The sequence below is a fragment of the Streptomyces sp. NPDC002838 genome (assembly GCF_040295365.1).
Classification (GTDB): domain Bacteria; phylum Actinomycetota; class Actinomycetes; order Streptomycetales; family Streptomycetaceae; genus Streptomyces.
This window is the reverse complement of sequence record NZ_JBEOVF010000064.1, coordinates 17,056-40,784: the sequence shown is the minus strand read 5'-3', so window position 1 is coordinate 40,784 and position 23,729 is coordinate 17,056. Positions and strand designations below refer to the sequence as shown.

Genomic DNA, 23,729 nt, shown 5'->3' with positions numbered 1-23,729 from the left:
GTGGAACAGATCTGCCAATTACCGCTCCAGGGCCATCCTTCTCCGGCCGCCGTGGTTCGCCCCCCACTCCCTTTGCTGCCCGTCCGCCGTCCTGCCACGTATCCGCCGCTCTCCCCACTCCGCACCGTCAAGCCGCCGAACCGGCACGGCGTGCCACCACCCAACCGATGCGCGCCGCCACCGCCGCAAGCCGCTTAGCCAGCCCGGCCTGTCCCCACCTGGCCGGTGCGACCCCAGCCACGCACTCACCGACAGCCGCTAAGTCGCCCCGGCGTGCCGGCGTGCCGACGTGCCGGCGTGCCAGCGAGGCGCGACCGCGCCCCGAACCCCGGCCCACCCCTCAACCAACCCCGTGAGCACCCACCTGGCCCCCACTCTTCCGGGCCGCTCGCTCGCTTCTCACCCGTGCTGGAGTGAGCCGAGTCAAGGGTCGGCCGCAGGCCGATCGCCGAAGGCGACGCGGAACGCAGCGCAGCGGAGTGGAGCGCCCTTTACTCGGGTCGCGGAAGCACGACACTGGCAAAGAAGCGAGTGGCCCCACGGTCACCTCGTTACTGGCGGTGACACAACAAGGCATGCCCGTACCGTCTTGCCGACGTCCGCTCGTAGGAACCAGTCCAACTCGGCACCGAGTTGAGTGACGACCAGGAGTCCTCGCCCGCTCTCACCCTCCGGTTCCGTTCTGACCTCAGGGAACACCCGTACCGGATCCGACACGTCGATGTTCAGTGCGCGATCCTTTAGCTCCGTGACCCGCAGCCACAGTTCATGCCCCGGCAGTCGGCCGTGTCGTACGGCATTGGCGACCAGCTCGGACGTGACGAGCAGAGCGTCGTCGATGTCGCCGGGCCACAGCCACATGGTGAGCCGGCGGCGGATGTGGAGGCGGGCGAGGCGGACACTGCGGGGTGTCATCGGGTAGCCCATGGACCAGCCGTGGGTGAGGAGGGTGGGGGGCTGGGGGGGACATGGAGAGGGTCCCCTTTCGTGCGCTCAGACTGTCCAACCACGGTGACGAGAGCTCATATCGAGCTGCAACCGAAACTCCCCTGAAATTTCTGAGAAGTTGGGATTGGACTATGCCCGTATCTGCACAAGCAGCCGCACGGACCGTACACGCCGTGTCACACTCGGCACGCGGGATCAAGTGACACGTACAGCGGCACACGGACGGTTCACATGGCGGCAAAACGCGGGCGGGACCGGCCAGCGACTCGAACTCGGACTCCAGCTACGACAGTTGCGCGAGGGATGCGGCCTCGGCGATCGCGGTGGCGGGCTCACCCGGAAGCAGGCAGTGCAGGGGCTGCGGATCTCCGAGGCGACGCTGCTCAGGATCGAGACCGGAGCCCTGAACTTCCGCAATGTCGGCGATCTGCGCAAGCTGCTGGACAAGTACGGCGTCACCGATGAGCACGTGATCGAGTCGATGATCAACCTCAACCGGGAGTCTGGCCACCAGGACTGGCTGACTCAGTTCCGGGGCCTCGTTCCGACCGGGATGCCGGCGTTCGTGGGACTCGAACCGGAGGCTCGCAGCATGCGGGCATACCACCCGACTCTGGTGTACGGCCTGCTTCAGACTGAGCGCTATGCCAGCGCTCTCCTCGAAGCGCACAAGCCGGTCGAGGAGCACACCTCCGAGTTCGTCCGCAGTAGCGTGGAGCTACGGATGAAACGCCAGGAAGTGCTCACCAGGAAGGACCCCGTCAAGCTCCGCGTGATCCTGGGCGAGGCGGCGCTCCGGTACCCGGTCGGAGGCGCCGAGGTGATGCACAAGCAGTTCGAGAAACTCGTGATGATGTCGTCCTGGGACCACATCACCATCCAGGTGCTGCCCTTCCGATCCGGCTACCGCTCCACCAACGACTTCGCGATCCTCGATCTCGGCGACGATCTCCCGCCGCGAGTCCAGATCGACAGCGCCTGGGGAGCGACCCACACCTCTGACAAGCGCCGCGAAGTCGACCGGTTCATCCGCCGGTTCGACACCATGACAGCATCAGCGCTGCCCCCTGAGGACACGCCCGGCTTTCTTCACCGACTACAACGAGAGCTGTAGCCCATGCCTACGCACTCCACCGCATCCGAACTCGCTCAGGACTACGCCTGGTTCAAGTCGTCGTACAGCGACGGCACCGGCCAGAACTGCCTAGAAGCCGCAACCCTCCCCCCCGGCCGCCATAGCCATCCGCGACTCCAAGACTCCCACCGGCCCCGCCCTCCTCCTTCCCTCCACGGCGTGGTCCGCCTTCGTCACCCACCTCCGCCGGACGACGACCCCGTGACGCAAGGTCACTTGCCGCAGTACTCCGCCTCGCTGTCCCCCGACCAGTCGCCGTTGAAGTTGAAGGCGAGGGCGTGGCGGCCGTTCGCGGTTGTCACCGCCTCCGACGACGAGCCGTGGATGCCGCCGCCGTGGCCCAGATGTGGACGCCGCAGCTGAGTTCGCGGTGGATCAGGCCGAGGCCATATCCGGCGTTCGGGATGTCGCCGGGGCGGACCGTGGTCTTCATCTCCTTGAGCTGCTTCGCCGGGAGCAGGTCGCCGCGGAGCAGGTCCGTGTAGAAGCGGTTCAGGTCGGAGGAGTTGGAGATCATGTCGCCCGAGCCGAAGGCCAGCGCGGGGTTCAGTGTCGTGACGTCGTACGTCGGGCCCATCGTCGACTCCGCCAGCTTGGAGTAGGCGCGGCTGCTGGGCTGAGGGAGAGTGGCCCCGGTGCCGGGCACCGACGTGGCGTGCAGGTGCAGGGGCTCGACGATGCGGTGGTGGACCTCCGCGCCGTACGGGCGGCCCATGGCCTTCTCGATCACCAGCGGGGCCAGGGTGTAGTTGGTGTTGGAGTAGCTCCAGGACGTGCCCGGCGCGAAGTTCGGCTTGTGTGACATGGCGATCGTGATCAGGTCGCCGGGGGCCAGGCGGTCGTAGCGGTGCTTGAGGAAGCCATCCTTCAGGAAGTACGTCCTGACGAACGTCTCGTCCTCCGTGTAGTCGAAGATGCCGCTGGTGTGGTTGAGCAGCTGACGGATCGTGATCTTGCGGCCGTCGTGTCCGTTGCCACTGACCAGGCCCGGCAGCCACTCGTCCACCGTGTCGTCCAACGACAGGCGCCACTCCTCCTCCAGCTGGAGGAGGACCGTGGCGACGAAGGTCTTGGTGATGCTGCCGACCCGGTAGCGGTCCTCCGCCGAACGCGGCTGCCCCGTCTTGAGGTTGCCCACGCCCGCCGTCGCCGACCACCTGCCGTGCTTGTCCTGCGCCGTGGCCGTCACCCCGGGCACGCCGTCCTCGACCGCCGCCTCGATGGCCTTGCCGGTCGCGTCGTGGTGGCCGGTGTTCCCGGCGGGCGCAGCCGCGATCGCCGGGCCCGCCAGCGCGGCCGTCAGCGCCACGGCCGTCGCCGCCACCAGGGTCGTACGCACCTTCATCATCATGTGTCTCTCCCCGTTGCCGTTCCGCTCGTCGTCTCGTCGTCGAGCGGAGTCGCGGGAACAGACCCGGCGCGGTGCGCGGAGGTTGACGCGCGCCGCGCCGGTTGAGCGGGTGAGTAGCTGTTGATCGGGTTATAGGTCGCGGTTGGCCGTTGCGTCCCTCATTCGGGTGAACGGGCTTGGTTCTTGGGATCGCGTGATCAGGTGGAACGCATGATCGGTGGTGGCAGCTGAGTTCGGCGTGACCGGGGAGAGAGAGGGGTGGCCGGTGGCGCGTAAACGTGGGGACAGGCGGGAACTGCGTGTCCTGGCGGCTCCTTTCACCGTGGCTGCGCCGTCGGGGGCGCGGATCAGGGACCGGCTGCGTCTGGCGTCGGCGGATGAGAAGGTCCTGCGTCTGGTGGGCGAGCATCTGGGACGTCATCAGAGGGCCGATCTGGCCGAGCGGGTCAGGATCGGCCAGGTCGCGGGGAAGGACACGCGGCGGGCGGAGCGGAAGAAGAAGCTGACGGCGGTGTCGTCGTCGCGCTGGGCGGGGGCGATGACCCGTGCCGGCGAGGACCAGTACCAACTGTCGATGCGCTGCCTGTACGACGAGCGCGCGGGCCTGCGCCGGGCCATCCACACGATCGGCCGTCGCCTGGCCGCCCCGTGCGGCAAGCGGTCCAAGGGCGGTGTGCGTGGCTATGCCGATCAGAACGAGCGGGTGCACAAGCAGCGCCGGATGCAGGTACTTGGGGCCCGGCTGGCCGTGGTGGAGCGCAAGATCGCCGCCGGGCGGCCGTCGGTCACGGTAGGCGGGCGGCGCCTGGCACGCGTGCGGCATCATCTCGCCGACGCACAGCTGAGCGACGCCCAGTGGCGTGAGCGGTGGGAGGCGACGCGGCTGTTCCTCACCGCCGACGGTGAGTCCAGTGCCCCGCACGGCAACTACACCATCACCGTCGACCCGGCCGACGGCACAGTGACCCTGGTGCTGCCCGAGCCTTTGCGGCACCTGGCCAACGCACCCCGGGGCCGCTACCGGCTGAGCTGCACCGTACGGTTCTCACACCGCCGAGGCGAGTGGCTTGACCGCATCACCGCCCACCGCGCCGTGCGCTACGACATCGTCTGCGATGCCGCCCGCGGCCGCTGGTACCTGGACGCGTCGTGGGCGGCCGAAAAAACCGTGCCGCCCACCCCAAACGAGGTCAAAGCACGCGGTGCGCGGCTGCTCGGGGTCGACCTCAACGCCGACCACCTGGCCGCCTGCGTGCTCGATACCCACGGCAACCCCATCGGCGAACCCCTCACTATCCCGCTGGACCTGACCGGTCCCACGGCCACACGGGACGGACGGCTGCGTGCTGCGATCAGCCGACTGATCGCCCTCGCCAAGGAGCATGGCTGTGTGGGAGTCGCCATCGAGGACCTGGGCTTCGCTGAGGCCCGTCAAGCCGGCCGGGAGACCATGGGCCGCGGCAGGCGCGGAAAGAGGTTCCGGCGTACAGTGGCAGGCATTCCCACCGCCCGCTTCCGCGAACGCCTGCGCGGCATGACCCACCACGACTTGGTCGTCATCGCTGTCGACCCGGCGTACACCAGCCGCTGGGGCGGGCAGCACTGGACCAAGCCCCTCAAAGATCAGTCCACGAAGAAGACCAGGGTCACCCGGCACCACGGTGCCTCGGTGGCCATCGCACGGCGCGCCCTCGGGCACGGGATCCGGCGTCGGCCAGGTGTGACCGCCCACCACCGGAGGATGGTGGAGCGGAGAGCTACCGGCCAGACCGCATCCCTCCCACGGGCGTGCGGGACCCCGAGCCCACCCAGGACAGCGGGCACGCCCAACCAGGGCGACGAGACCCGACTGCGCCAAGGTGACCAGCTCATGCTGTTCCCCGACCCTCAAGACCGTTCGGAGGGTCACCGGACCACCTGTCCGGATTACGGCGAGTCGGCCAACACTGGCCAACAACCCTAGGAACGGTTTCAGCCCTTCTTCAGGACCAGCTCCGTGTTGCGGTCCTGGGAGTCGCCCGCCAGGTCCGTCCGCGCGCCCGGCGCGTTGAAGGACAGCTCGCGGTAGAGGGCCGCCAGGCCGGTCTGGGAGAGGTCGGCGAAGTCCGTGCGGTGCGGGGCCGAGGACTCGACGCAGGTGGTGAAGAGCGAGAGCGTGCCGTCCTTGTTGTCCACCAGCTCGATGACGCGGGCGAGTTGGGGGAAGTCGACGTGGGAGGCGGTGGAGATCTCCCAGAAGGAGCGGCCGTCGGGGGCGGAGTGCGGGGTGATGTCGTTGCGGTGGATGTGGCCGTTCACCCAGGCGAGGACATTGGCGTGGCCGGCGAGGAGGGCGATGACCTCCTGGCCGTTGTGGCGGCGCTCGCCGGGGCGGGCCGGGTCGGGGCGGGTGTTCCCCATCGTCTTGCTGGTGTGGTGGCTGAAGACGATCGCGTACGAGTCCTTGTTGTCCCGCAGCGTCTTGTCCAGCCACCTCAACTGCGCCGTCCCGATCGAGCCGTTGTAGTGGCCGCCGGGGTCGGTGGTGTCGAGGCTGATGCCGATGACGTCGTCGGCGATGCGGAAGCTGTAGTACTGGGTGCCCGCGTCGAGGTTCGCGGTGGAGTAGCCGTGGCCGACCGGGCCGGGCCCGCGGTGGGCCGGGTCCAGGTGTGCCTTGAGGTACTCGGCGGCGGTGTAGGGGGCGCGCCGCTCGTCCGGCGTGACCGAGCGCATGTCCCGGGTGTGCGCCTTGAGCAGGTCGCGGAAGGCGGTCCCCTTCGGGTCCTTGTCGTTCTTGATGGTGTCCTGGAGCTTCTTCGCCTCGGACGCGGACAGGCTCATCAGCTTCTTGCCGCCGACCGCGTACTCGGCGAGCCAGGAGTCGCCGAGGCCGTAGCAGCCCAGCGGCATGGAGTCGTGGTTGCCGACCGTGGAGTACCAGGGCAGGTTGAGGCCGGGGCTGTTCAACTCCCGCACGGCGGCGGCCAGGAAGCCCTGAAGATGCGGGAAGCCGAGCTGCTTGTCGGCGTCGCGGACGGTGGTGTCGGGCTGCCAGTACTGCTTGAGGCCGCTGTTCTGGACGCCCTCGTAGCGGCGCGGATCCCCGGTGTTGGGGGTGACGCGGCCACCGCTCATGACCGTCAGGAACCACTCCAGCTCGGACTTGGCGTTGTTGTCCGTGTTGTCGCCGGTGGTCATGGCGAAGTGCAGCGGGGCGCCGGTGACGGGCGCGCCGCGCAGCGCGTTGACGCGCTCGACGAGCGAGATCGCGCCGTGCACGGTCAGCGCCTCGTGCGGCCGCCAGGCGTGCACGTCGGTGGAGCGCAGGTACTCAAGACGCATCGGGTGCTGAGCGTCCATGAGGTGCAGGTCGGTGAGCTGCACGAAGGCGGCGAGCGTGGTGCGGCGGCCGGCCCGGCCGGTCTTCGGCGCGGCCAGCTCGCTGCGGACCCGGCGGTTCCAGCCGGGGCCGTCGCCGAGGCGGCGGTAGCCGGAGCTCGTGCGCGGGGCGGCAACACCGGAGAGCGTGGTGCCGCGGGTGTACGGCGCCAGGGGCGCGGCCGGCGCCTGGCGGGACTGTGCCACGGGTGCCCCGGCCGGGCGGGCGCCCGTGTCCGTGGTGGCGGCCCGGCTGTCGGTGGGCCGCAGGGCGTAGCCGACGCCTGCGGAGACGGACACCGCCGCGGTGGCGGCGAGGACGGTACGGCGGTGGACACCCAGCGCGGAGCTGGCGACAGAGCGTGTGCGCGACATGGCGCGATCTCCCCGAGTGCGAACGCGTCGGCAGTGGTCGCGGGCGATCGCTGTCGCGAACTTCCCGCTCACTCTGGATCGTTGGCACCGGGGATGACCTGCGCGTGAACGAGACGGCAACGCGCAACGCCGATCACCGTACGTGGATCTTGGGCTACCCTGCGCGCCCATGGCCCGCTCCCGGACGGCCGGGAAGCGGTCACTCCGTGTTCATCTTCCCGGGTAGGGGAGCAGTTCCCCGCTCGTTCCGGAGGCGTTACTCGTCCACGAGTGCGACCCGCCCCGAGGCCGGCCGCTCGCGCCACAGCCTGAGTCCGATGTCCACCATCCGGACGTGGTTGAGGCCGGGTACGGCGTCCAGGTCGTGCCAGGCGGCCATGTCCGTGGAGCCGCCGATCTCGTAGCGGAGTTCGCCGCCGGTGACCCGGGCCTCGTAGACGAGCTGTACGCCGTGGTGGTCGACGGCGCGGCCGAAGCGGCGGGGGAAGGTGTGGCGGCGGGAGTTCACGCCGAGCAGACCGGTGACCTCGATGCGGTAACCGGTCTCCTCGGCCACCTCCCGCACGACGGTGTCATGCGGGTCCTCGCCGTGCTCCATGCCGCCGCCGGGCAGGACCCACTCGGGCGGGCCGCCGTCGGGTGCCGGGGAGCGGGAGAGCAGAAGCTGTCCGTCCCGGACACAAATGGCGTAGGCCGCCACCCTCAACTTCCTTCGCACGCGAGGACATTATCCGGCCGGCTCCGGATTGGCAGGCGAGTATTCGGGTGCCGACCAGCGCAACGGCACGGCACCTTCGGTCTCGACAGCCTCAGTGAGCGTGAAGCGCACCCGGCGCTCCCCGTCCGCGTCGAACTCCGTCCGTGCCTCGCCGGTGAGTTGCAGGGCCGTGCCCGCCGTCCAGTCGAGGAAGAGCAGGCCCGCGCGCGGGTCCGTCGCCAGGTTGCCGAGGGTGAGGAACATGGCGTTGCCGGGGTAGTCGGGCCAGCTCAGTGCGCGTGGGGAATCGACGCGTACGAAGCCGGGGTTGCCGCCGCGGTGGCTGGCGTCGGCTCCGTCCGGGTGCACGGTGGCCAGGAAGAAGGTGTCGGCCGCCGCCACCAACGCCCCTTGCCGCGAGGTCAGTTCGCCGCCGTGCCGGGGCGTTCCCGGCCTGCGGTCCTCGACCGTCTGGTACGACTCCCTCTTCTGCAGGTACTTGGGGCAGTTGGCGAACACCTGCTCGGCCTCGACGGCGAATCCCCGTGCCGTGGGCCGCAGTCGGCCGTTGAGGCGCATACGGCGGCGGGTGCGGGGGTCGAGGGCGATGGTGCCGACGGGGGTGCCCGGTGCGGTCAGCGCCGTCGCGAGCGGGTCGGTCGCAGGTGGCCCGCCCGCGACGGAGATCTGGTGCGGCCCTGTCGCCCGCACGAACCCGGGCGGGCCGGTCACCACCGTCGACCACACTCTGCCCGTCTCCGGGGCGGCGGCACCCAGCACCAGGAAGGGCTGGAGTTCCAGGAAGGCCGCGGCCACCGGCTTGACGCCCTGCCCGACGGCCCGGCCGACGTGGTCGGCGAGGTCCCGTACGCCGACCCGGTCCTGCACCGCGCGCGAGCCCGCGTGATACACGCCCATGACTAGAAGAACCCGCAGGTCGGAGCCGCGTCGTGGGGCACGGGCGCCCCTTCCGCGCCCTCCGGCACCGAGATCTCCAGGCGGGTGCCGTCCGGGTCGTGGAAGAAGATGCCACCGGACGCCGCGCCCTCACCGTGGGCGACCACGCCGTCGTGTGCGAAGTCGACGCCGTAGGCGCGCAGCGCCTCCTCGTACCGCCTGACCTGCTCGATCGACTGCGCCTCGAAGGCGAGGTGGTGCAGGCCGGCGCGGCCGGTGTCGTACGGCTGCCCCGCCTGCTGCCAGAGGGTGAGCACGAGGCTCTCGCCGTCGCCGAGGAACGCGTACCGCCGGTCCTCCTCCTTGCCCTCGGCGATCACGGAGAACTCCAGGACGTCCCGGTAGAAGGCGAGTGAGCGGTCGAGGTCGGTGACGTTCAGGCCGAGGTGGCCGGTGTGCAGGGTCATGGCAGTCCCCTTCGTTTAACCGTTGTAATCGAGATTAGCGGTTAGAAGCAACGGTCGTCAACCAGTGACGTACCCTTGACTGGTTAGTACGGAAGGAGCCCTCCATGCCCGCCGCTCGCGACCCGCGCCCGCTCACCGGTGAGCCGCTCGCGCTCGACCTGCTCAACACGCGGTGGATGCGGGAGGGGGAGGTCCAGGACCTCCTCGCCGACCTCGACGGGCTCGCGGTGTGGCTCGACACGAACGGGCTGAGCGGCGGGTACGCCCCCGACGCCAAGGTCCTGCGCCACACCCTTCAGGCCCGCGACGCGCTGCAGGCGGCCATGGACGGATCACTGGAGGAGGGAGCGCGTCTCGTCGACGCCGTTCTCGCGCACGGGCGGATCCGGGCCACGCTCACCACAGAAGGGCCCGGCGAGCTGCCCGAGTTCCCCGACCCCTCGTGGGGCCCCGCCTGGCTCGCCGCCCGCAACTACCTGGAGCTGCTCGCCACGGCGCCCGACCGGATCCGCAGCTGCGCCCACGAGGCGTGCATCCTGCACTTCTTCGACACCTCGCGGAACGGCACGCGCCGCTGGTGCTCGATGGCCGCGTGCGGGAACCGGGCGAAGGCGTCCCGCCACTACGCGCGCACGAAGGGCGCCTGAGACGGGTCCGGCCCAGGTGCGGCACCCCTGGGCGACTTGTCCCCTTCAAGGCTCATCTCCCCACATGGGATAGCGGGTTTTCCCCATACATCTCTTGAGATTCGGCCAACTCTCACCAAACTTTCACCCCTTGAGTAAGGCTGGGCGGTCGTCCGGGAGCACCTTCCGGACGACCGCGGCCAAGGCTGATCGGCCTCGGTCGCTCACCGCTCGTTCCTTTACCTGCAAGGGATGCCGATGACCCTCACCCCCCAGCGGGAACCCATACCGGGCGCCAGACGCGTGGCCCGGATAGCCGTGGCCGCCGGACTGGTGGCCGCACTCTCCGCGGCCGGGCCGATACCCCTGGCCTTCGCCGCCGACGAAACGCCCGTCGCCGCCGACCCGAGCGTGAAGTCCGCCCAGGACAAGCTCGGTTCCGACGACGCCGACGCCCTCGCCGAGGCCAAGGCCGACGGCGACAAGAGCGTCACGATGATGGTCGCGACCGCGCCCGGGCAGACCGAGAAGGTCGCCGACCAGCTCGACTCGGTCAAGGGCGGCCTGGTCGGCCGTACTTACGACAAGCTCGGTTACGTCCGCGCCACCGTTCCCACTTCGAAGGCCGACGCGGCCATCGCCGCCGCCGCGAAGCTCTCCTCCGTGCACGGCATAGACCTGCGGCAGGAGATTCCGCTGGACGACCCGACGCCGAGCGCGGACGCCGCCAAGGGCGCCACGGCCAAGGGCACGGCCACCTACGCGGCGCCGAACAAGAAGACCCCCGCCGAGAACCCGTACAACCCGTCCTTCGAGACGGGCGCCGTCGACTTCGTGGAGGACCACCCGAAGGCGGACGGCCGCGGCATCACCATCGGCGTCCTCGACTCGGGCGTGGATCTCGCCCACCCGGCGCTGCGGAAGACCACCACCGGCGAACGGAAGATCGTCGACTGGGTGACGGCGACCGACCCGGTCTCCGACGGCGACGGCTCATGGCGGCGGATGCTCGCCTCGGTGGCCGGTCCGGCGTTCTCCGCGACCCCTCGGGACACGGGCGTGTCCGAGACGTTCAAGGCCCCGGCCGGCTCGTACAAGTTCAACTACTTCTACGAGGCCGACACCGCCGGCGGCGACCAGCTCGGCGACGTCAACCGCGACGGCGACAAGACCGACGCCTGGGGCGTGCTGTTCGACGCCGCGTCCGGCACCGTGCGCGTCGACCTCGACGACGACCTCGACTTCGGTGACGAAGAGCCGATGAAGCCGTACAAGGACGGCTACCAGATCGGCTACTTCGGCACGGACAACCCGGCGACCGAGGTCGCCGAGCGCATCCCGTTCGTCGTGGAGATCCGCAAGGACGTCGTCTACAACTCCGCCGGAGCCAAGGCCGACTACGTCAACATCGGCATGATCTCCAGCGAGCACGGCACCCACGTCGCCGGTATCACCGCCGCGAACGGCCTGTTCGGCGGCAAGATGAACGGTGCCGCCCCGGGCGCGAAGCTCGTCTCGTCCCGCGCCTGCCTGTTCGGCCCGAGCTGCACCAACGTGGCGCTCACCGAGGGCATGATCGACCTGGTCGTCAACCGTGGCGTCGACATCGTCAACATGTCGATCGGCGGCCTGCCCGCGCTGAACGACGGCAACAACGCGCGCGCCGAGCTGTACACCCGCCTGATCGACACCTACGGCGTCCAGTTGGTGATCTCGGCCGGCAACTCCGGCCCGGGCGCCAACACGATCGGCGACCCGACCCTGGCCGACAAGGTCATCTCCGTCGGCGCGTCCATCTCCAAGAAGACCTGGGCCGCCAACTACGGCTCGGTCGTGGAGAAGAAGTACGCGATGATGCCGTTCTCCTCGCGCGGTCCACGTGAGGACGGTGGCTTCACGCCGACGCTGGTCGCCCCCGGCGCGGCGATCAACACCATCCAGACCTGGCTGCCGGGCGCCCCGGTCGCCGAGGCGGGCTACACGCTGCCGGCCGGTTACGGCATGCTCCAGGGCACGTCGATGGCGTCGCCGCAGGCCGCGGGTGCTTCGGCGCTCCTGCTGTCGGCCGCCAAGGCGAAGGGCATCGACCTCACCCCCGCCACCCTGCGCACCGCGCTGACCTCCACCGCCGACCACATCAAGGGTGTGCAGGCGTACGAGGAGGGCGCGGGCCTCATCAACATCGAGGACGCCTGGGACTCCATCCGGGACGGCGCCACCGCGCACACGTACGCGGTCAAGGCGCCGGTCGACACCGCGCTCGACCAGTTCCTCAAGACGCCGGGCTTCGGTACGGGTCTGTACGACCGTGAGGGCGGCCTGAAGGCCGGTCAGAAGAAGACGTACGAGATCACGCTGACCCGTACGTCCGGCGCCGACAAGGCGATCCGGCACGAGCTGCACTTCGAGAACAACGCCGCGAAGACCTTCAAGATCGTCGGCTCCGACGAGGTCAAGCTGCCGCTGAACCAGCCGGTGACCGTCAAGGTCCAGGCCGCGCCGACGTCCGCGGGCCTCAAGAGCGCGATCCTGGAGGTCGACGACCCGAAGACCGAGGGCATCGACCGGCAGGTCATGACGACGGCCGTGGTCTCGACGCCGCTGAACTACACCTACTCCGCGTCGACTTCGGTGCAGCGCAACAGCACGCAGTCGTACTTCGTGACCGTGCCGGAGGGTGCGAAGACCCTGGAGGTCGCGATCGGCGGGCTGAAGGGCAAGAGCCAGACCCGGTTCATCGCCATCCACCCGTACGGCGTTCCGGTCGACTCGACGTCGACGATCAACTGCTACCCGAACTACGACAATCCGGCCAACACCTGTCGGCCCGACGTGCGTTCGTACGCCAACCCGGTGCCGGGCGTCTGGGAGATCGAGGTCGAGTCGCGCCGTACGTCGCCGCTGCTGGACAACCCCTACAAGCTGGACGTCACCGTCCTCGGCGCGGCCTTCGACCCGGAGACCGTGACCGTGCCCGAGGCCAAGGTCGGCACCCCGGCCACCGCCTCCTGGAAGGTGACGAACAAGCTCGCCGCCATCGACGGCAAGCTGGTGGGCGGCCCGCTCGGCTCCTCCAAGTCGGCCCGGCCGACGATCGCCAAGGGCGAGACCCACACCACCACGGTCGAGGTGCCCGAGGGCGCCAAGTCCCTGGACGTGGCCATCGGCAACGTCTCGGACGCGGCGGCCGACCTGGACCTGTACGTGTACGACGCCAACGGCGAGGAGCTCGACAGCTCCGCCGACGGTGACTCGGAGGAGTCGGTCTCCATCCCGTCGCCCGCCGCCGGCACGTACACCATCAAGGTCGTCGGCTACGCGGTCCCGGCCGGGTCCACCGCGTACGACTACCGGGACGTGTTCTTCTCCTCCGCGCTCGGCACCGTCACGGTCGACGGGTCGGCGCCGGTGAAGCTGGGCACGGGCGACTCGGCGAACGTCTCCGGCAGCGTCACGGCCCTGGCCGCCGCGCCGGAGGGCCGTGCGTTCTTCGGCCAGCTCCAGCTGGTCAACGCGCGCGGCACGGTCGCGGGCGTCGGCAGCGTGAAGATCGAGAAGGTCACGCCGTAATCGACACGCCGTGATCGCGCCGTAGCCGATACGGCCATGAGGGCGGGCGTCCGTACTGGGCGCCCGCCCTTTCTCATGCGCTCATTCGCAGGTCAGCTCGCGCGACTCGGCCAACGAGCCGGTGATCCAGGCCCGTTCGCGGGCGACGTTCTCCGCCCCGACGACCCAGTGGTCGGGCACGGCGGCGTCCTGCGGGATGCCCAGCAGCACCGGGTCGCCCTGCTCGACGCGGGTGACGTCGTACCGGTCGATCACGAAGACCAGTTCCTCCTCGCCCTTGGCCGGCTTGTAGTGGCGGGTCACGTGCACGGCGACGCGCAGGGTGTCGGTGCCGGGGAGCCGTTCGACACCGGTGACCGTGCCCTCGACGACGGTGCGGGCGCAGGCCAGATAGCGGGGGCTGCCGAAGCGGGTGCCGGCCTCCTGCTTGGACGCCGCGCTGTCGCCGCTGTCCGACGTGGCGCCGATGCCGCCCCCGGCCTGTGCCAGCAGCCACCCCATGCCCGCCACCACGGCCGCCGCGGCGGCCACGGCGAGGGTGCCGAAAGCGAGGTTGAGCGCGCGGCGCCGGGACCGGTACGGCCGTACCGGAACGGGCTCGGGGGCCTTCGGCGGCTCGCCGAGGGTCCGGCCGATGATCCCCAACTGCTCCCGCAGGAGCGCCACATCGGCGGTCGCCGACCGGTGCTCGGCCATGAAGGCGGCGTCCGCGCGCGCCTCGTCCGTGAGCGGCTCGTCGGTGATCGCGGCCATCAACGCGTCCGGGCCGGCGTGTCCACCGGCGTGTCCTTCGTGTTCGGCGGTCACGTCACACCACCTCGTCCTCGTGCAGGCGGGCGCGCAGGGCCCGTACCGCCGTGTGCAGCCGACTCTTGACCGTGCCCTCGGGGATGCCGAGCTCCTCGGCGATCCCGCGCACCGGCAGGTCGGCGTAGAAACGCAGGACGAGGACCTGGCGCTGGGCGTCGGGCAGTTCGTCCAGGCCCTGCGCGACGGCGAGGGAAAGCACGCTGGTGTCCTCGCCGGAGGGGTGCTCCGACTGGCGGAGCGCGGCCAGCCGCTCCCCGAGGCGTTCCTGGCGGCGCTTGGCCCGGTGCCAGTCCATGGCGAGGTTCGAGGCGACGACGGCCGCCCACGCCGACACGTCCCGCGGCGCCTCACGGCCGCTCGCGGCCCGCTCCAGCAGCCGCAGGCGGACCTGCTGCACCCCGTCCGGCAGGTCCGCCTGCGGCACGCCACCGAGCGCGAGCACCGCTCGCACCCGGCGTTCCTGAGCCGCGTCCAGCGGGTCGTCCGCGGCGCGGTCCATGGCGCGGTCCACCCCTTGGCCGCGGCGGGCCTTTCTGCGCAGCACAGCCACCCCTCTCCTCGCCGCGTTTCCCCTATGACGCCGGGGGGGGCGGAAACGTTCGAAGACGGTCGGCACCGGTTTTCCGCAGTTCGGCAGAGGCGTACGTCACACCCAGGCGTGGGTCGGAGGCCGAGGGGCAGGCGAGCTTGCGGTGCGGGGTCGTCGTAGGGCGAATTTCTCCAGCTCAGTCGGGGTGGGAGCCGGAGAACCGGATCCGGCCTCGGGGTCCGTCGTGCCCCATGGGTTGAGCGTCCTGTCCAAACGATTGGACAGGTGGACCAGGGCTGACCGCATGATGGAAACGCCTCGGCCATGCAGCAGACACACATTTGCCACGTAAAGGAGTCGCCGTGAGGGTCGGAATCGTCGGAGCCACCGGTCAGGTCGGCACGGTCATGCGCAGGATTCTCACGGAGCGCGACTTCCCTGTGACGGAGCTGCGCCTGTTCGCCTCGGCCCGCTCGGCGGGGACGGTCCTGGACGGCGTGACGGTGGAGGACGCCTCCACGGCCGACTACACCGGCCTGGACATCGTGCTGTTCTCCGCGGGCGGCTCGACCTCGAAGGCGCTGGCCGAGAAGGTCGCCTCACAGGGCGCGGTCGTGATCGACAACTCGTCGGCGTGGCGGCGCGACCCGGACGTACCGCTCGTGGTCTCCGAGGTGAACCCGCACGCGATCGCCAACCGCCCCAAGGGCATCATCGCCAACCCGAACTGCACGACGATGGCCGCGATGCCGGTGCTGAAGCCGCTGCACGCGGAGGCGGGGCTCGAGGCCCTGGTCGTCGCCACCTACCAGGCGGTGTCCGGTTCCGGCCTGGCCGGCGTGGACGAGCTGTTCGAGCAGGTCAAGAAGGTCGGCGAGGACGCGCCGAAGCTGACGCACGACGGCTCGGCTGCGGAGTTCCCCGCGCCGAACAAGTACGTCGCCCCGATCGCGTACAACGTGCTCCCGCTGGCCGGCTCGATCGTCGACGACGGTCTGAACGAGACCGACGAGGAGCAGAAGCTCCGCCACGAGTCCCGCAAGATCCTGGAGATCCCCGAGCTGAAGGTCTCCGGCACCTGCGTCCGCGTCCCCGTCTTCACGGGCCACTCCCTCCAGGTCAACGCCCGGTTCGCCCGTCCGATCAGCGTGGAGCGCGCGAAGGAGCTGCTGGGCGGGGCCCCCGGCGTCGCCGTCACCGACGTCCCGACCCCGCTGCAGGCGGCCGGCCAGGACCCGTCGTACGTCGGCCGCATCCGCAAGGACGAGACCGTCGACAACGGCCTCGCCCTGTTCGTCTCCAACGACAACCTCCGCAAGGGCGCCGCGCTGAACGCGGTGCAGATCGCGGAGCTGGTGGCGGCGGAGCTGAAGGGCTGACCTTCAGGGCCTGCGCACCTCGTAGAGGAAGCATCCGTACTCGACGGCCCGGACGTGGACGAGCGCCACGGCCGGGTCGTCGAACGCTTCCCGGAAGGCGGCGTCGAATCCGCCCGGCTCCTCGACGAGCCGCCCGCCCAGGATGTGCCCCTCGCCCGAGTACCGGCGGACTGTGCGGTGAGCGTTCGCGAAGGGCAGCCCGTCGAGGTCCGGTCCCGCGCACTCCTCCGCGTGAATGAAGACGGGCCCCTGCTCGTCGTAGGCCCCCGGCTCGGCACCCGTCTCGGCCGCCCAGCGGCGCAGGGGCGCGTAGGAGACCAGGGCGATTCGCTCCCCCGGGACGCTGCGGCGCAGACAGCAGCGCAGCGGGGCACCGCCCTCCTCGTCCGTCACGGGAACCATCCCGCGTCCCCCGTCGTCAGCAGAGCGCAGCTCCTTCAGGGCCGTCGGGGAGACGGGTCGTGCGGCGTACGTCGTCATGGCTTCAGGCTCGCGCGCATCCGACCTGCCCACCGGCGGGAAACGGACATCGCTTTCCCTGTGCGTCCCGTGGAAGGATGGCCGAACCGACACATAACGAGGAGATGACCGCGTGCCTGGCACAAACCTGACTCGCGAAGAGGCGCAGCAGCGGGCGAAGCTGCTCACCGTTGACTCGTACGAGATCGATCTCGACCTCTCCGGCGCGCAGGAGGGCGGTACCTACCGGTCCGTGACGACGGTGCGCTTCGACGTCGCAGAGAAAGGCGCCGCGTCCTTCATCGACCTGGTGGCCCCGACCGTCCACGAGGTGACCCTCAACGGCGACCAGCTCGACCCGGCCGAGGTCTTCGAGGACTCCCGGATCGCGCTGACCGGGCTGCTGGAGGGCCGCAACATCCTCCGGGTCGTCGCCGACTGCGCGTACACCAACACCGGCGAGGGTCTGCACCGGTTCGTCGACCCCGTCGACAACCAGGCCTACCTCTACACCCAGTTCGAGGTGCCGGACGCGCGAAGGGTCTTCGCGAGCTTCGAGCAGCCGGACCTCAAGGCCACCTTCCAGTTCACCGTGAAGGCTCCCGACGGCTGGACGGTCATCTCCAACTCCCCGACCCCGGAGCCCAAGGACAGCGTCTGGGAGTTCGAGCCGACGCCGCGCATCTCGACGTACATCACCGCGCTGATCGTCGGCCCGTACCACTCCGTCCACAGCGTGTACGAGAAGAACGGCCAGTCCGTCCCGCTCGGCATCTACTGCCGCCCCTCGCTCGCCGAGCACCTCGACTCGGACGCGATCTTCGAGGTGACCCGGCAGGGCTTCGACTGGTTCCAGGAGAAGTTCGACTACGCGTACCCGTTCAAGAAGTACGACCAGCTGTTCGTGCCGGAGTTCAACGCGGGCGCGATGGAGAACGCCGGTGCCGTGACCATCCGGGACCAGTACGTGTTCCGGTCGAAGGTGACGGACGCGGCGTACGAGGTGCGCGCCGAGACCATCCTGCACGAGCTGGCCCACATGTGGTTCGGCGACCTGGTCACCATGGAGTGGTGGAACGACCTGTGGCTGAACGAGTCGTTCGCCACCTACACCTCCATCGCCTGCCAGGCGTACGCCCCTCAGTCCCGCTGGCCGCACTCCTGGACCACGTTCGCCAACTCCATGAAGACGTGGGCCTACCGCCAGGACCAGCTGCCGTCCACGCACCCGATCATGGCCGAGATCCGCGACCTGGACGACGTGCTGGTCAACTTCGACGGCATCACGTACGCGAAGGGCGCTTCCGTCCTGAAGCAGCTCGTCGCGTACGTCGGCATGGACGAGTTCTTCCAGGGCGTACAGGCCTACTTCAAGCGCCACGCCTACGGCAACACCCGTCTCTCCGACCTCCTCGGCGCCCTGGAGGAGACCTCCGGGCGTGATCTGAAGGCCTGGTCGAAGTCGTGGCTGGAGACCGCCGGCATCAACATCCTGCGCCCGCAGATCGAGACGGACGCCGACGGTGTCATCACGTCCTTCGGGATCCGTCAGGAGGCCCCGGCGCTGCCCACCGGCGCCAAGGGCGAGCCGACTCTGCGCCCGCACCGCATCGCGGTCGGCCTTTACGAGCTGGACAGTTCAGAAGGCGACAGCGGCAAGCTGGTGCGCGACGAGCGCCTCGAGCTGGACGTCGACGGCGAGCTGACGGCCGTACCGCAGCTGGTCGGCAAGCGTCGTCCGGCCGTGGTCCTGCTGAACGACGACGACCTGTCGTACGCGAAGGTCCGCCTGGACGAGCAGTCGCTTGCCTTCGTCACGGAGCACCTCGGCGACTTCGAGGCATCCCTGCCCCGTGCCCTGTGCTGGGCGTCGGCGTGGGACATGACGAGGGACGCGGAACTCGCCACCCGCGACTACCTCTCCCTCGTCCTGTCCGGCATCGGCAAGGAGTCCGACATCGGCGTCGTGCAGTCGCTGCACCGCCAGGTGAAGATGGCGATCGAGTTCTACTCCGAGCCGACCGCCCGCGAGGCCCTGCTGACCCGCTGGACGGACGCCACGCTGGCCCACCTGCGTTCGGCCGCCGCGGGCAGCGACCACCAGCTGGCGTGGGCGCGCGCGTTCACGGCGACCGCCCGTACGCCGGAGCAGCTGGACCTGCTGGAGGGGCTGCTGGACGGCTCCCAGACGATCGAGGGCCTGGCCGTCGACACGGAGCTGCGCTGGGCGCTGGTGCAGCGGCTGGCCGCGGTGGGCCGCTTCGACGAGGCGGAGATCGCGGGCGAGTACGAGCGCGACAAGACGGCCGCCGGCGAACGGCACGCGGCCACCGCCCGGGCCGCCCGCCCGACCCAGAGCGCCAAGGCGGAGGCGTGGGCGTCGGTCGTGGAGTCGGACAAGCTCCCGAACGCCGTCCAGGAGGCCGTGATCTCCGGCTTCGTCCAGACGGACCAGCGAGAGCTCCTGGCCCCCTACACGGACAAGTACTTCGAGGTGGTCAAGGACATCTGGGAGTCCCGCTCGCACGAGATGGCCCAGCAGATCGCGGTCGGCCTCTACCCGTCCATCCAGGTCTCCGAGGAGACCCTGCGCAAGACGGACGAGTGGCTGGCCTCCGCCGAGCCCAACGCGGCCCTGCGGCGGCTCGTCTCCGAGTCGCGGGCGGGCGTGGAGCGCGCGCTGAAGGCGCAGGCGGCGGACGCGGCGGCGGCTGCGCAGTAGGAGTACCAGTAGTCGGTCAGACGGCTGTGAGGGCGCCCGGCTTTGTGCCGGGCGCCCTCTTGCCGTCGGTGATCGGGAGGGTGGCTCCCGGCCGTATCTGGCCCGCCACCGTCGCCCCGAACGCCAGCGCCATCCCCGCCAGCTGCACCGGCGTCAACGCCTGCCCGAGCGCCGCCCAGCCGACCACCGCGGCGGTCAGCGGCGACAGCGGGCCGAGGAAGGTGACCTGTGTGGCGGTGAGCCGGCCGATGCCGCGGAACCACAGCCAGTACGCGACCGCCGTGTTCGCCAGCGCGAGGTAGAGGTAGCCGCCGACCGCCCGGCCGTCCAGCGCGGGCGGCGCGCCCTCGATCAGGAGGGCGAGGGGGGCGATGAGCAGGCCGCCGGCGGTCAGTTGCCAGGCGGTGAGCGCGAGGGGGCCGACGCCGTCGGGGCGGCCCCAGCGCTTGGTCAGTACGGTGCCGGCGGACATCGAGGCGGTCGAGGCGAGGGCCGCCAGCGCCCCGACCGGGTCGAGCGCCCCGGCCGCCCGCAGGACGACCAGACTGACGCCGAACGCGGCCACGGCCCCGGTGATCACACTGCGGGCCGTCGGCCGCTGCCCCAGCAGCAGCGCCGACAGGCCCACGACGAACAGCGGCCCGACCGACGAGACGACCGCCGCCAGCCCGCCCGGCATCCGGTACGCGGACAGGAACAGCAGCGGGAAGAAGGCGCCGATGTTCAGCGCCCCGAGCACGGCCGCCTTCCCCCACCAGGCGCCGCGCGGCAGCACCCGGGCGAGGGCCAGCAGGACCAGTCCCGCGGGCAGGGCGCGCATGAGGCCGGTGAACAGGGGGCGGTCGGCCGGGAGGAACTCGGTCGTGACGGCGTAGGTGGTGCCCCAGGAGATGGGGGCGAGGGCGGTGAGCAGGACGGTGGTGGGCCGCATGACCGGCACCCTTCTCGGAAGGTAGCTTGGCGGGAAGTAGCTTAGCGCTAAGCTACTTATAGTCAAGCCACTTTCTTGCGGGTGACCGGAATCGGGGATACTCACCGCATGAGTGCAGAGGACAAGGACCCCGTCGACGCGATCATCGGGCAGTGGGCGGCCGTGCGACCCGACCTCGACACGAGGGCCATGGAGGTCTTCGGGCGGATCTACCGCCTCTCGCGCGCGATGAGCGACCGCACGGACAAGGCGTACGCGGCCTGCGGGATCGCACGCGGCGAGTTCGACGTGCTGGCCACCCTGCGCCGCTCCGGCGAGCCGTACACCCTCTCGCCCCGCCAGCTGTCGGCGACGCTCATGCTCACCAGCGGCGGGATGACCGGTCGCCTCGACAAGCTGGAACGGGCCGGCCTGCTGCGCCGCTCCCCCGACCCGCACGACCGCCGGGGCCTGCAGGTGACGCTGACCGAACAGGGGCTGGACCTGGTCGACCGGGCGGTCGGCGCGGGCCTCGCCGTCCAGACGGAGGCCCTGTCCGCCCTCGACGCCGAACGGGCGGACCAGCTGGCCGACCTGCTGCGGGAACTGCTGCTCGCGACGGAGAAGTGACGGGCGCCTGGCCGTGGCGAGCCGGACGGAAGACACGCCGAAGGCGCCGGCCCCGCCCACGTACGGCGGATGCGCGTACGTACGGCGGGGTCGGCGCCCTCGGTGAAGAAGTGGGCGTCAGGCCTTCGACTCGGCCTTGTTCCTGGTCTTGATGTTGCGGGTGGTCACCCGGTGCGCCTCCTGCGACTTGTCGAGGACCATCACCAGGCCCGCGATGACCGCGAACAGGGCGAGCGGGGCCACGACGAAGAGCCCCAGCGTCTCGATGACGCTCAGGCCCGGACCGGGGTCGTCGCCGTCGTCGCGGGTCAGCGCGAGCGCGGGGGACGACATGAGCAGCATCATCAGCGTCGTACCGGCCGCCAGGGTGCCGGCGCGCAGGGCGTTCTTCTTGTCCACGGTGCAAAAGTAGCGAACGCCGATCGGGCACGCGCGTCCGGGGTGCCGTAATGAGGTGCCCGGTGTTGCGGCATCGGCTGCCCGCGGGTTCACGGCGAACCCCTCAACACCTCCACCAACGCGTGCAACCTCCCCGTCCCCGCCAGGTCCTCCAGCGTCACCGGCCTGCCTTCCGCGTCCGCGATCGGCAACCGCCAGTTCGGGTACTGGTCCCACGTTCCCGGCAGGTTCTGCGGGCGGCGGTCGCCGATGGTGTCGGGGAGCCAGACGCCGACCATGCGGGCCGGGGTGCGCAGCAGGTAGCGGTGGACGGCCTGGATCTCGGCCTCCTCCGAAGACGTGTCGGCGCCGCCGCCCGTGCCCCGCAGCAGGCCGAGCCGGGTGAGCAGACCCAGCCACTCCCCCGTGTCCGCCGCGGCCTCCGCGCGTTCCTCCTCCAAGGGACGCGTCAACAGGCCGAGGCTGTCACGGAGTTCGACGTGTTCGCCGGTGAGGCGGGCGGCGGTGGGCGGCAGGTCGTGGGTGGTGGCGGTGGCGAGGCAGTCGGCGCGCCAGCGGTCCGGGGGCAGGGGACGGCCGTCACCCTCCCAGTCACGCTCGAACCACAGCACCGACGTGCCGAGCACCCCGCGCTCGCGCAGCGTCTCGCGCATGCCGGGCTCCACCGTGCCCAGGTCCTCGCCGATCACCACCGCGCCGGCCCGCGAAGCCTCCAGTACCAGTACGGCGAGCATGGCCTCGGCGTCGTAGCGGACGTACGTGCCCTCGGTGGGCGCCTCCCCCTGCGGGACCCACCACAGGCGGAACAGGCCCATGACGTGGTCGATGCGCAGGGCGCCCGCGTAGCGGAAGAGGGCGCGCAGGAGGTGACGGAAGGGGGCGTAGCCGGACGCGGCGAGTCGGTCCGGTCTCCAGGGCGGCAGACCCCAGTCCTGGCCGCGGGCGTTGAAGGCGTCCGGGGGCGCGCCCACGGACATCCCGGCCGCGAAGTACTCCTGCTGCGCCCAGGCGTCGGCGCCCCCGGGGTGCACCCCCACCGCCAGGTCGTGGACGACCCCCACCGGCATGCCCGCCTCGCGCGCGGTGCGCTGGGCGGCGGTGAGCTGGGCGTCGGTGAGCCAGGCGAGGCGGGACCAGAAATCGACCCGGTCCATCAGCTCGGAACGGGCGCGGGCGGTTTCGGCGGAACGGGGGTCGCGCAGACCGGCCGGCCACCGGTGCCAGTCGGAGCCGTGCGCCTCGGCGAGCGCGCACCAGGTGGCGTGGTCCTCCAGGGCCTCGCCCTGCTCGGCGAGGTAGTCGCAGTAGGCGGCGCGCCGGCCCGGCCCGAGCGGCACCTCCCGCACCAGCTCCAGCGCCTCCCGCTTGAGCTCCCACACGGCGTCCCGGTCGATCAGCGCGCCCTTCTCCAGCACCGATGCCCGCAACCGGTCGGCCCGCTCCTGAAGCGCCCCCGTGCGCTCCCGGTCCCCGGCATGGACGAATTCGGGGATGTCCTCGATCCGCAGGTACACCGGGTCGGGAAAGCGCCGCGAGGAGGGCCGGTAGGGCGAGGGATCGGTGGGCGTGCCGGGCACAGCCACGTGCAGCGGGTTGACCTGGACGAATCCGGCGCCGAGCGCGCGGCCGGCCCAGGAGGTCAGTTCGGCGAGGTCACCGAGGTCACCCATGCCCCAGGAACGCCGTGAGAGGAGGGAGTAGAGCTGGACGAGGAGTCCGTACGAGCGTCCGGGCGGCGTGGGCAGCCGGGCCGGGGCGGCGATCAGGTGGGCGTCGGCGGTGCGGCCGTCGGGTGCCGTGGCCGTCAACCGGTGGACGCCGGGCGGGAGTTGGTCGGCGGCGGCGCGGGTCTCGCCCTGTTCGGTCGTGATGCGCAGGCGGGTGCCGGCCGGCAGGGCGTCGAGAGCGGCGGCCGTACCGCCGCTCCAGCACACCACGGTCGGCGGCAGCAGCCGCTCGCGCAGCTCGCGCTCGCGGGCGGCGAGCGCGGCGCGCACGGCCCCCGGGGTGTCGGCGACGACCCCGAGGGCGGCCAGGACCCGGGTGACGGCGGTGGCGGAGGCCGCGACCGTGCGGTCCGGGGACGGGCTGTAAGAAGTGGCGACGCCATACAGCTCGGCGAGCCGCGCGAGGTCCTCGGCGGGCGGCTCGGCCGACTGGGGCGCGGTCATCTACAACTCCGCGAGGGCATCGGACTCGCTGGTCAGCGGGGCGGCGTCGGCGAGCGGCGGCTCGCTGGTGAGGGGTTCGGCGTCGGGCAGGGGCGGTTCGCTGGTGAGGGGCGCCTCGGCGCAGGCTCCCTCCGCGCTGAACACGCACGCGTGGAGATCGGGTGCGGCGGAGGGTCCCGCCTCGGGATAGGCGGACGGTCCCGCCTGGAAGTAGGCGGACGGCTCCGCCTCGGGTTTGGAGTGGGCCGAGAGCAGAAGGTGTGCCACGAGGGCCTCCTTGTCGAGTACGACGTG

General features: G+C 70.7%; 21 protein-coding genes and 1 pseudogene. 9 read left to right on the top strand and 13 right to left on the bottom strand.

Features of this window, described 5'->3' with window-relative positions:
- Positions 1-543: 543 nt before the first annotated feature.
- Positions 544-915 carry an ATP-binding protein gene (locus ABT063_RS44840; protein WP_351066823.1) on the bottom strand — a complete coding sequence of 124 codons (372 nt, stop codon included), beginning with the start codon at positions 913-915 and terminating at the stop codon, positions 544-546.
- A 325-nt stretch (positions 916-1,240) separates the two neighbouring features.
- On the opposite strand from ABT063_RS44840, the gene ABT063_RS44835 reads away from it, so the two are divergent.
- The 3 genes and pseudogenes from ABT063_RS44835 (at position 1,241) to ABT063_RS52465 (ending at position 2,288) form a co-directional block, all read left to right on the top strand.
- Positions 1,241-2,062, top strand: a complete 822-nt coding sequence (locus ABT063_RS44835) for a helix-turn-helix domain-containing protein (protein ID WP_351066822.1) — start codon at positions 1,241-1,243, stop codon at positions 2,060-2,062.
- A gap of 3 nt (positions 2,063-2,065) precedes the next feature.
- A pseudogene (locus ABT063_RS52470) lies at positions 2,066-2,173 on the top strand (DUF397 domain-containing protein); the annotation flags it as partial.
- A 10-nt stretch (positions 2,174-2,183) separates the two neighbouring features.
- Positions 2,184-2,288 (top strand): DUF397 domain-containing protein, encoded by a 105-nt coding sequence (locus tag ABT063_RS52465; RefSeq protein ID WP_502991012.1) that lies wholly within the window; start codon positions 2,184-2,186, stop codon positions 2,286-2,288.
- Positions 2,289-2,381: 93 nt separating this feature from the next.
- On the opposite strand, the gene ABT063_RS44825 is transcribed toward ABT063_RS52465, so the two are convergent.
- The gene (locus ABT063_RS44825) at positions 2,382-3,272 is read right to left on the bottom strand and encodes a serine hydrolase domain-containing protein (RefSeq protein WP_502991011.1); all 891 of its coding nucleotides are present in this window, start codon (positions 3,270-3,272) and stop codon (positions 2,382-2,384) included.
- A 427-nt stretch (positions 3,273-3,699) separates the two neighbouring features.
- Here ABT063_RS44825 and ABT063_RS44820 point away from each other — a divergent pair, with 427 nt between their 5' ends.
- Positions 3,700-5,397, top strand: a complete 1,698-nt coding sequence (locus tag ABT063_RS44820) for a hypothetical protein (protein ID WP_351066821.1) — start codon at positions 3,700-3,702, stop codon at positions 5,395-5,397.
- 8 nt (positions 5,398-5,405) lie between these two features.
- Here the strand turns inward: ABT063_RS44820 and ABT063_RS44815 are convergent, their stop codons facing one another.
- From ABT063_RS44815 to ABT063_RS44800, 4 genes are all read right to left on the bottom strand, one after another.
- On the bottom strand, positions 5,406-7,169 hold the full coding sequence (locus ABT063_RS44815) for a TIGR03767 family metallophosphoesterase (RefSeq protein WP_351066820.1): 1,764 nt from the start codon (positions 7,167-7,169) through the stop codon (positions 5,406-5,408).
- Positions 7,170-7,425: 256 nt separating this feature from the next.
- A complete protein-coding gene (locus tag ABT063_RS44810) occupies positions 7,426-7,887 on the bottom strand; it encodes an NUDIX hydrolase (protein ID WP_351066818.1) in 462 nt (153 codons plus the stop codon).
- A 9-nt stretch (positions 7,888-7,896) separates the two neighbouring features.
- Positions 7,897-8,784, bottom strand: coding sequence for a pyridoxamine 5'-phosphate oxidase family protein (locus tag ABT063_RS44805; RefSeq protein ID WP_351066817.1), 888 nt, complete (start codon positions 8,782-8,784; stop codon positions 7,897-7,899).
- A 2-nt stretch (positions 8,785-8,786) separates the two neighbouring features.
- The gene (locus ABT063_RS44800; protein ID WP_351066816.1) at positions 8,787-9,230 is read right to left on the bottom strand and encodes a VOC family protein; all 444 of its coding nucleotides are present in this window, start codon (positions 9,228-9,230) and stop codon (positions 8,787-8,789) included.
- Positions 9,231-9,334: 104 nt separating this feature from the next.
- Between ABT063_RS44800 and ABT063_RS44795 the strand changes: the two genes are divergently transcribed.
- Together ABT063_RS44795 and ABT063_RS44790 are read left to right on the top strand one after the other, a co-directional pair.
- Positions 9,335-9,877 carry a CGNR zinc finger domain-containing protein gene (locus tag ABT063_RS44795; protein WP_351066815.1) on the top strand — a complete coding sequence of 181 codons (543 nt, stop codon included), beginning with the start codon at positions 9,335-9,337 and terminating at the stop codon, positions 9,875-9,877.
- Positions 9,878-10,114: 237 nt separating this feature from the next.
- Positions 10,115-13,426: a S8 family serine peptidase gene (locus tag ABT063_RS44790; RefSeq protein WP_351066813.1), complete on the top strand. Its 3,312-nt coding sequence runs from the start codon at positions 10,115-10,117 to the stop codon at positions 13,424-13,426.
- An 81-nt stretch (positions 13,427-13,507) separates the two neighbouring features.
- Here the strand turns inward: ABT063_RS44790 and ABT063_RS44785 are convergent, their stop codons facing one another.
- Together ABT063_RS44785 and ABT063_RS44780 are read right to left on the bottom strand one after the other, a co-directional pair.
- Positions 13,508-14,233: a hypothetical protein gene (locus tag ABT063_RS44785; protein WP_351066812.1), complete on the bottom strand. Its 726-nt coding sequence runs from the start codon at positions 14,231-14,233 to the stop codon at positions 13,508-13,510.
- 1 nt (position 14,234) lies between these two features.
- Positions 14,235-14,786, bottom strand: a complete 552-nt coding sequence (locus ABT063_RS44780) for an RNA polymerase sigma factor (RefSeq protein ID WP_351066811.1) — start codon at positions 14,784-14,786, stop codon at positions 14,235-14,237.
- 341 nt (positions 14,787-15,127) lie between these two features.
- On the opposite strand from ABT063_RS44780, the gene ABT063_RS44775 reads away from it, so the two are divergent.
- Positions 15,128-16,144 (top strand): aspartate-semialdehyde dehydrogenase, encoded by a 1,017-nt coding sequence (locus ABT063_RS44775; protein WP_351066810.1) that lies wholly within the window; start codon positions 15,128-15,130, stop codon positions 16,142-16,144.
- 3 nt (positions 16,145-16,147) lie between these two features.
- On the opposite strand, the gene ABT063_RS44770 is transcribed toward ABT063_RS44775, so the two are convergent.
- Positions 16,148-16,624 carry a DUF1203 domain-containing protein gene (locus tag ABT063_RS44770; RefSeq protein ID WP_351066809.1) on the bottom strand — a complete coding sequence of 159 codons (477 nt, stop codon included), beginning with the start codon at positions 16,622-16,624 and terminating at the stop codon, positions 16,148-16,150.
- A 112-nt stretch (positions 16,625-16,736) separates the two neighbouring features.
- Here ABT063_RS44770 and pepN point away from each other — a divergent pair, with 112 nt between their 5' ends.
- Positions 16,737-19,325: an aminopeptidase N gene (pepN, locus tag ABT063_RS44765; protein WP_351066807.1), complete on the top strand. Its 2,589-nt coding sequence runs from the start codon at positions 16,737-16,739 to the stop codon at positions 19,323-19,325.
- A gap of 16 nt (positions 19,326-19,341) precedes the next feature.
- Here pepN and ABT063_RS44760 read toward each other — a convergent pair whose 3' ends face one another.
- Entirely contained in the window at positions 19,342-20,256 is a 915-nt protein-coding gene (locus ABT063_RS44760) for an EamA family transporter (protein ID WP_351066806.1), read from the bottom strand.
- 108 nt (positions 20,257-20,364) lie between these two features.
- On the opposite strand from ABT063_RS44760, the gene ABT063_RS44755 reads away from it, so the two are divergent.
- Complete coding sequence (locus ABT063_RS44755) at positions 20,365-20,865, top strand: MarR family winged helix-turn-helix transcriptional regulator (protein ID WP_351066804.1); 501 nt, start codon at positions 20,365-20,367, stop codon at positions 20,863-20,865.
- Positions 20,866-20,982: 117 nt separating this feature from the next.
- Here the strand turns inward: ABT063_RS44755 and ABT063_RS44750 are convergent, their stop codons facing one another.
- From ABT063_RS44750 to ABT063_RS44740, 3 genes are all read right to left on the bottom strand, one after another.
- Positions 20,983-21,264, bottom strand: coding sequence for a hypothetical protein (locus ABT063_RS44750; RefSeq protein ID WP_351066803.1), 282 nt, complete (start codon positions 21,262-21,264; stop codon positions 20,983-20,985).
- Between the two features lie 89 nt (positions 21,265-21,353).
- Entirely contained in the window at positions 21,354-23,435 is a 2,082-nt protein-coding gene (gene malQ / locus ABT063_RS44745; RefSeq protein WP_351066802.1) for a 4-alpha-glucanotransferase, read from the bottom strand.
- A complete protein-coding gene (locus ABT063_RS44740; protein ID WP_351066800.1) occupies positions 23,436-23,702 on the bottom strand; it encodes a hypothetical protein in 267 nt (88 codons plus the stop codon).
- Between the last annotated feature and the right edge of the window lie 27 nt (positions 23,703-23,729).

What these genes read in the sequence shown, in the direction of transcription:
- ABT063_RS44840 (WP_351066823.1), bottom strand. Translation starts at nt 915, where the DNA reads ATGACACCCCGCAGTGTCCGCCTCGCCCGCCTCCACATCCGCCGCCGG.
- ABT063_RS44815 (WP_351066820.1), bottom strand. Translation starts at nt 7,169, where the DNA reads ATGTCGCGCACACGCTCTGTCGCCAGCTCCGCGCTGGGTGTCCACCGC.
- ABT063_RS44805 (WP_351066817.1), bottom strand. Translation starts at nt 8,784, where the DNA reads ATGGGCGTGTATCACGCGGGCTCGCGCGCGGTGCAGGACCGGGTCGGC.
- ABT063_RS44800 (WP_351066816.1), bottom strand. Translation starts at nt 9,230, where the DNA reads ATGACCCTGCACACCGGCCACCTCGGCCTGAACGTCACCGACCTCGAC.
- ABT063_RS44795 (WP_351066815.1), top strand. Translation starts at nt 9,335, where the DNA reads ATGCCCGCCGCTCGCGACCCGCGCCCGCTCACCGGTGAGCCGCTCGCG.
- ABT063_RS44790 (WP_351066813.1), top strand. Translation starts at nt 10,115, where the DNA reads ATGACCCTCACCCCCCAGCGGGAACCCATACCGGGCGCCAGACGCGTG.
- ABT063_RS44770 (WP_351066809.1), bottom strand. Translation starts at nt 16,624, where the DNA reads ATGACGACGTACGCCGCACGACCCGTCTCCCCGACGGCCCTGAAGGAG.
- ABT063_RS44760 (WP_351066806.1), bottom strand. Translation starts at nt 20,256, where the DNA reads ATGCGGCCCACCACCGTCCTGCTCACCGCCCTCGCCCCCATCTCCTGG.
- ABT063_RS44755 (WP_351066804.1), top strand. Translation starts at nt 20,365, where the DNA reads ATGAGTGCAGAGGACAAGGACCCCGTCGACGCGATCATCGGGCAGTGG.
- malQ (WP_351066802.1), bottom strand. Translation starts at nt 23,435, where the DNA reads ATGACCGCGCCCCAGTCGGCCGAGCCGCCCGCCGAGGACCTCGCGCGG.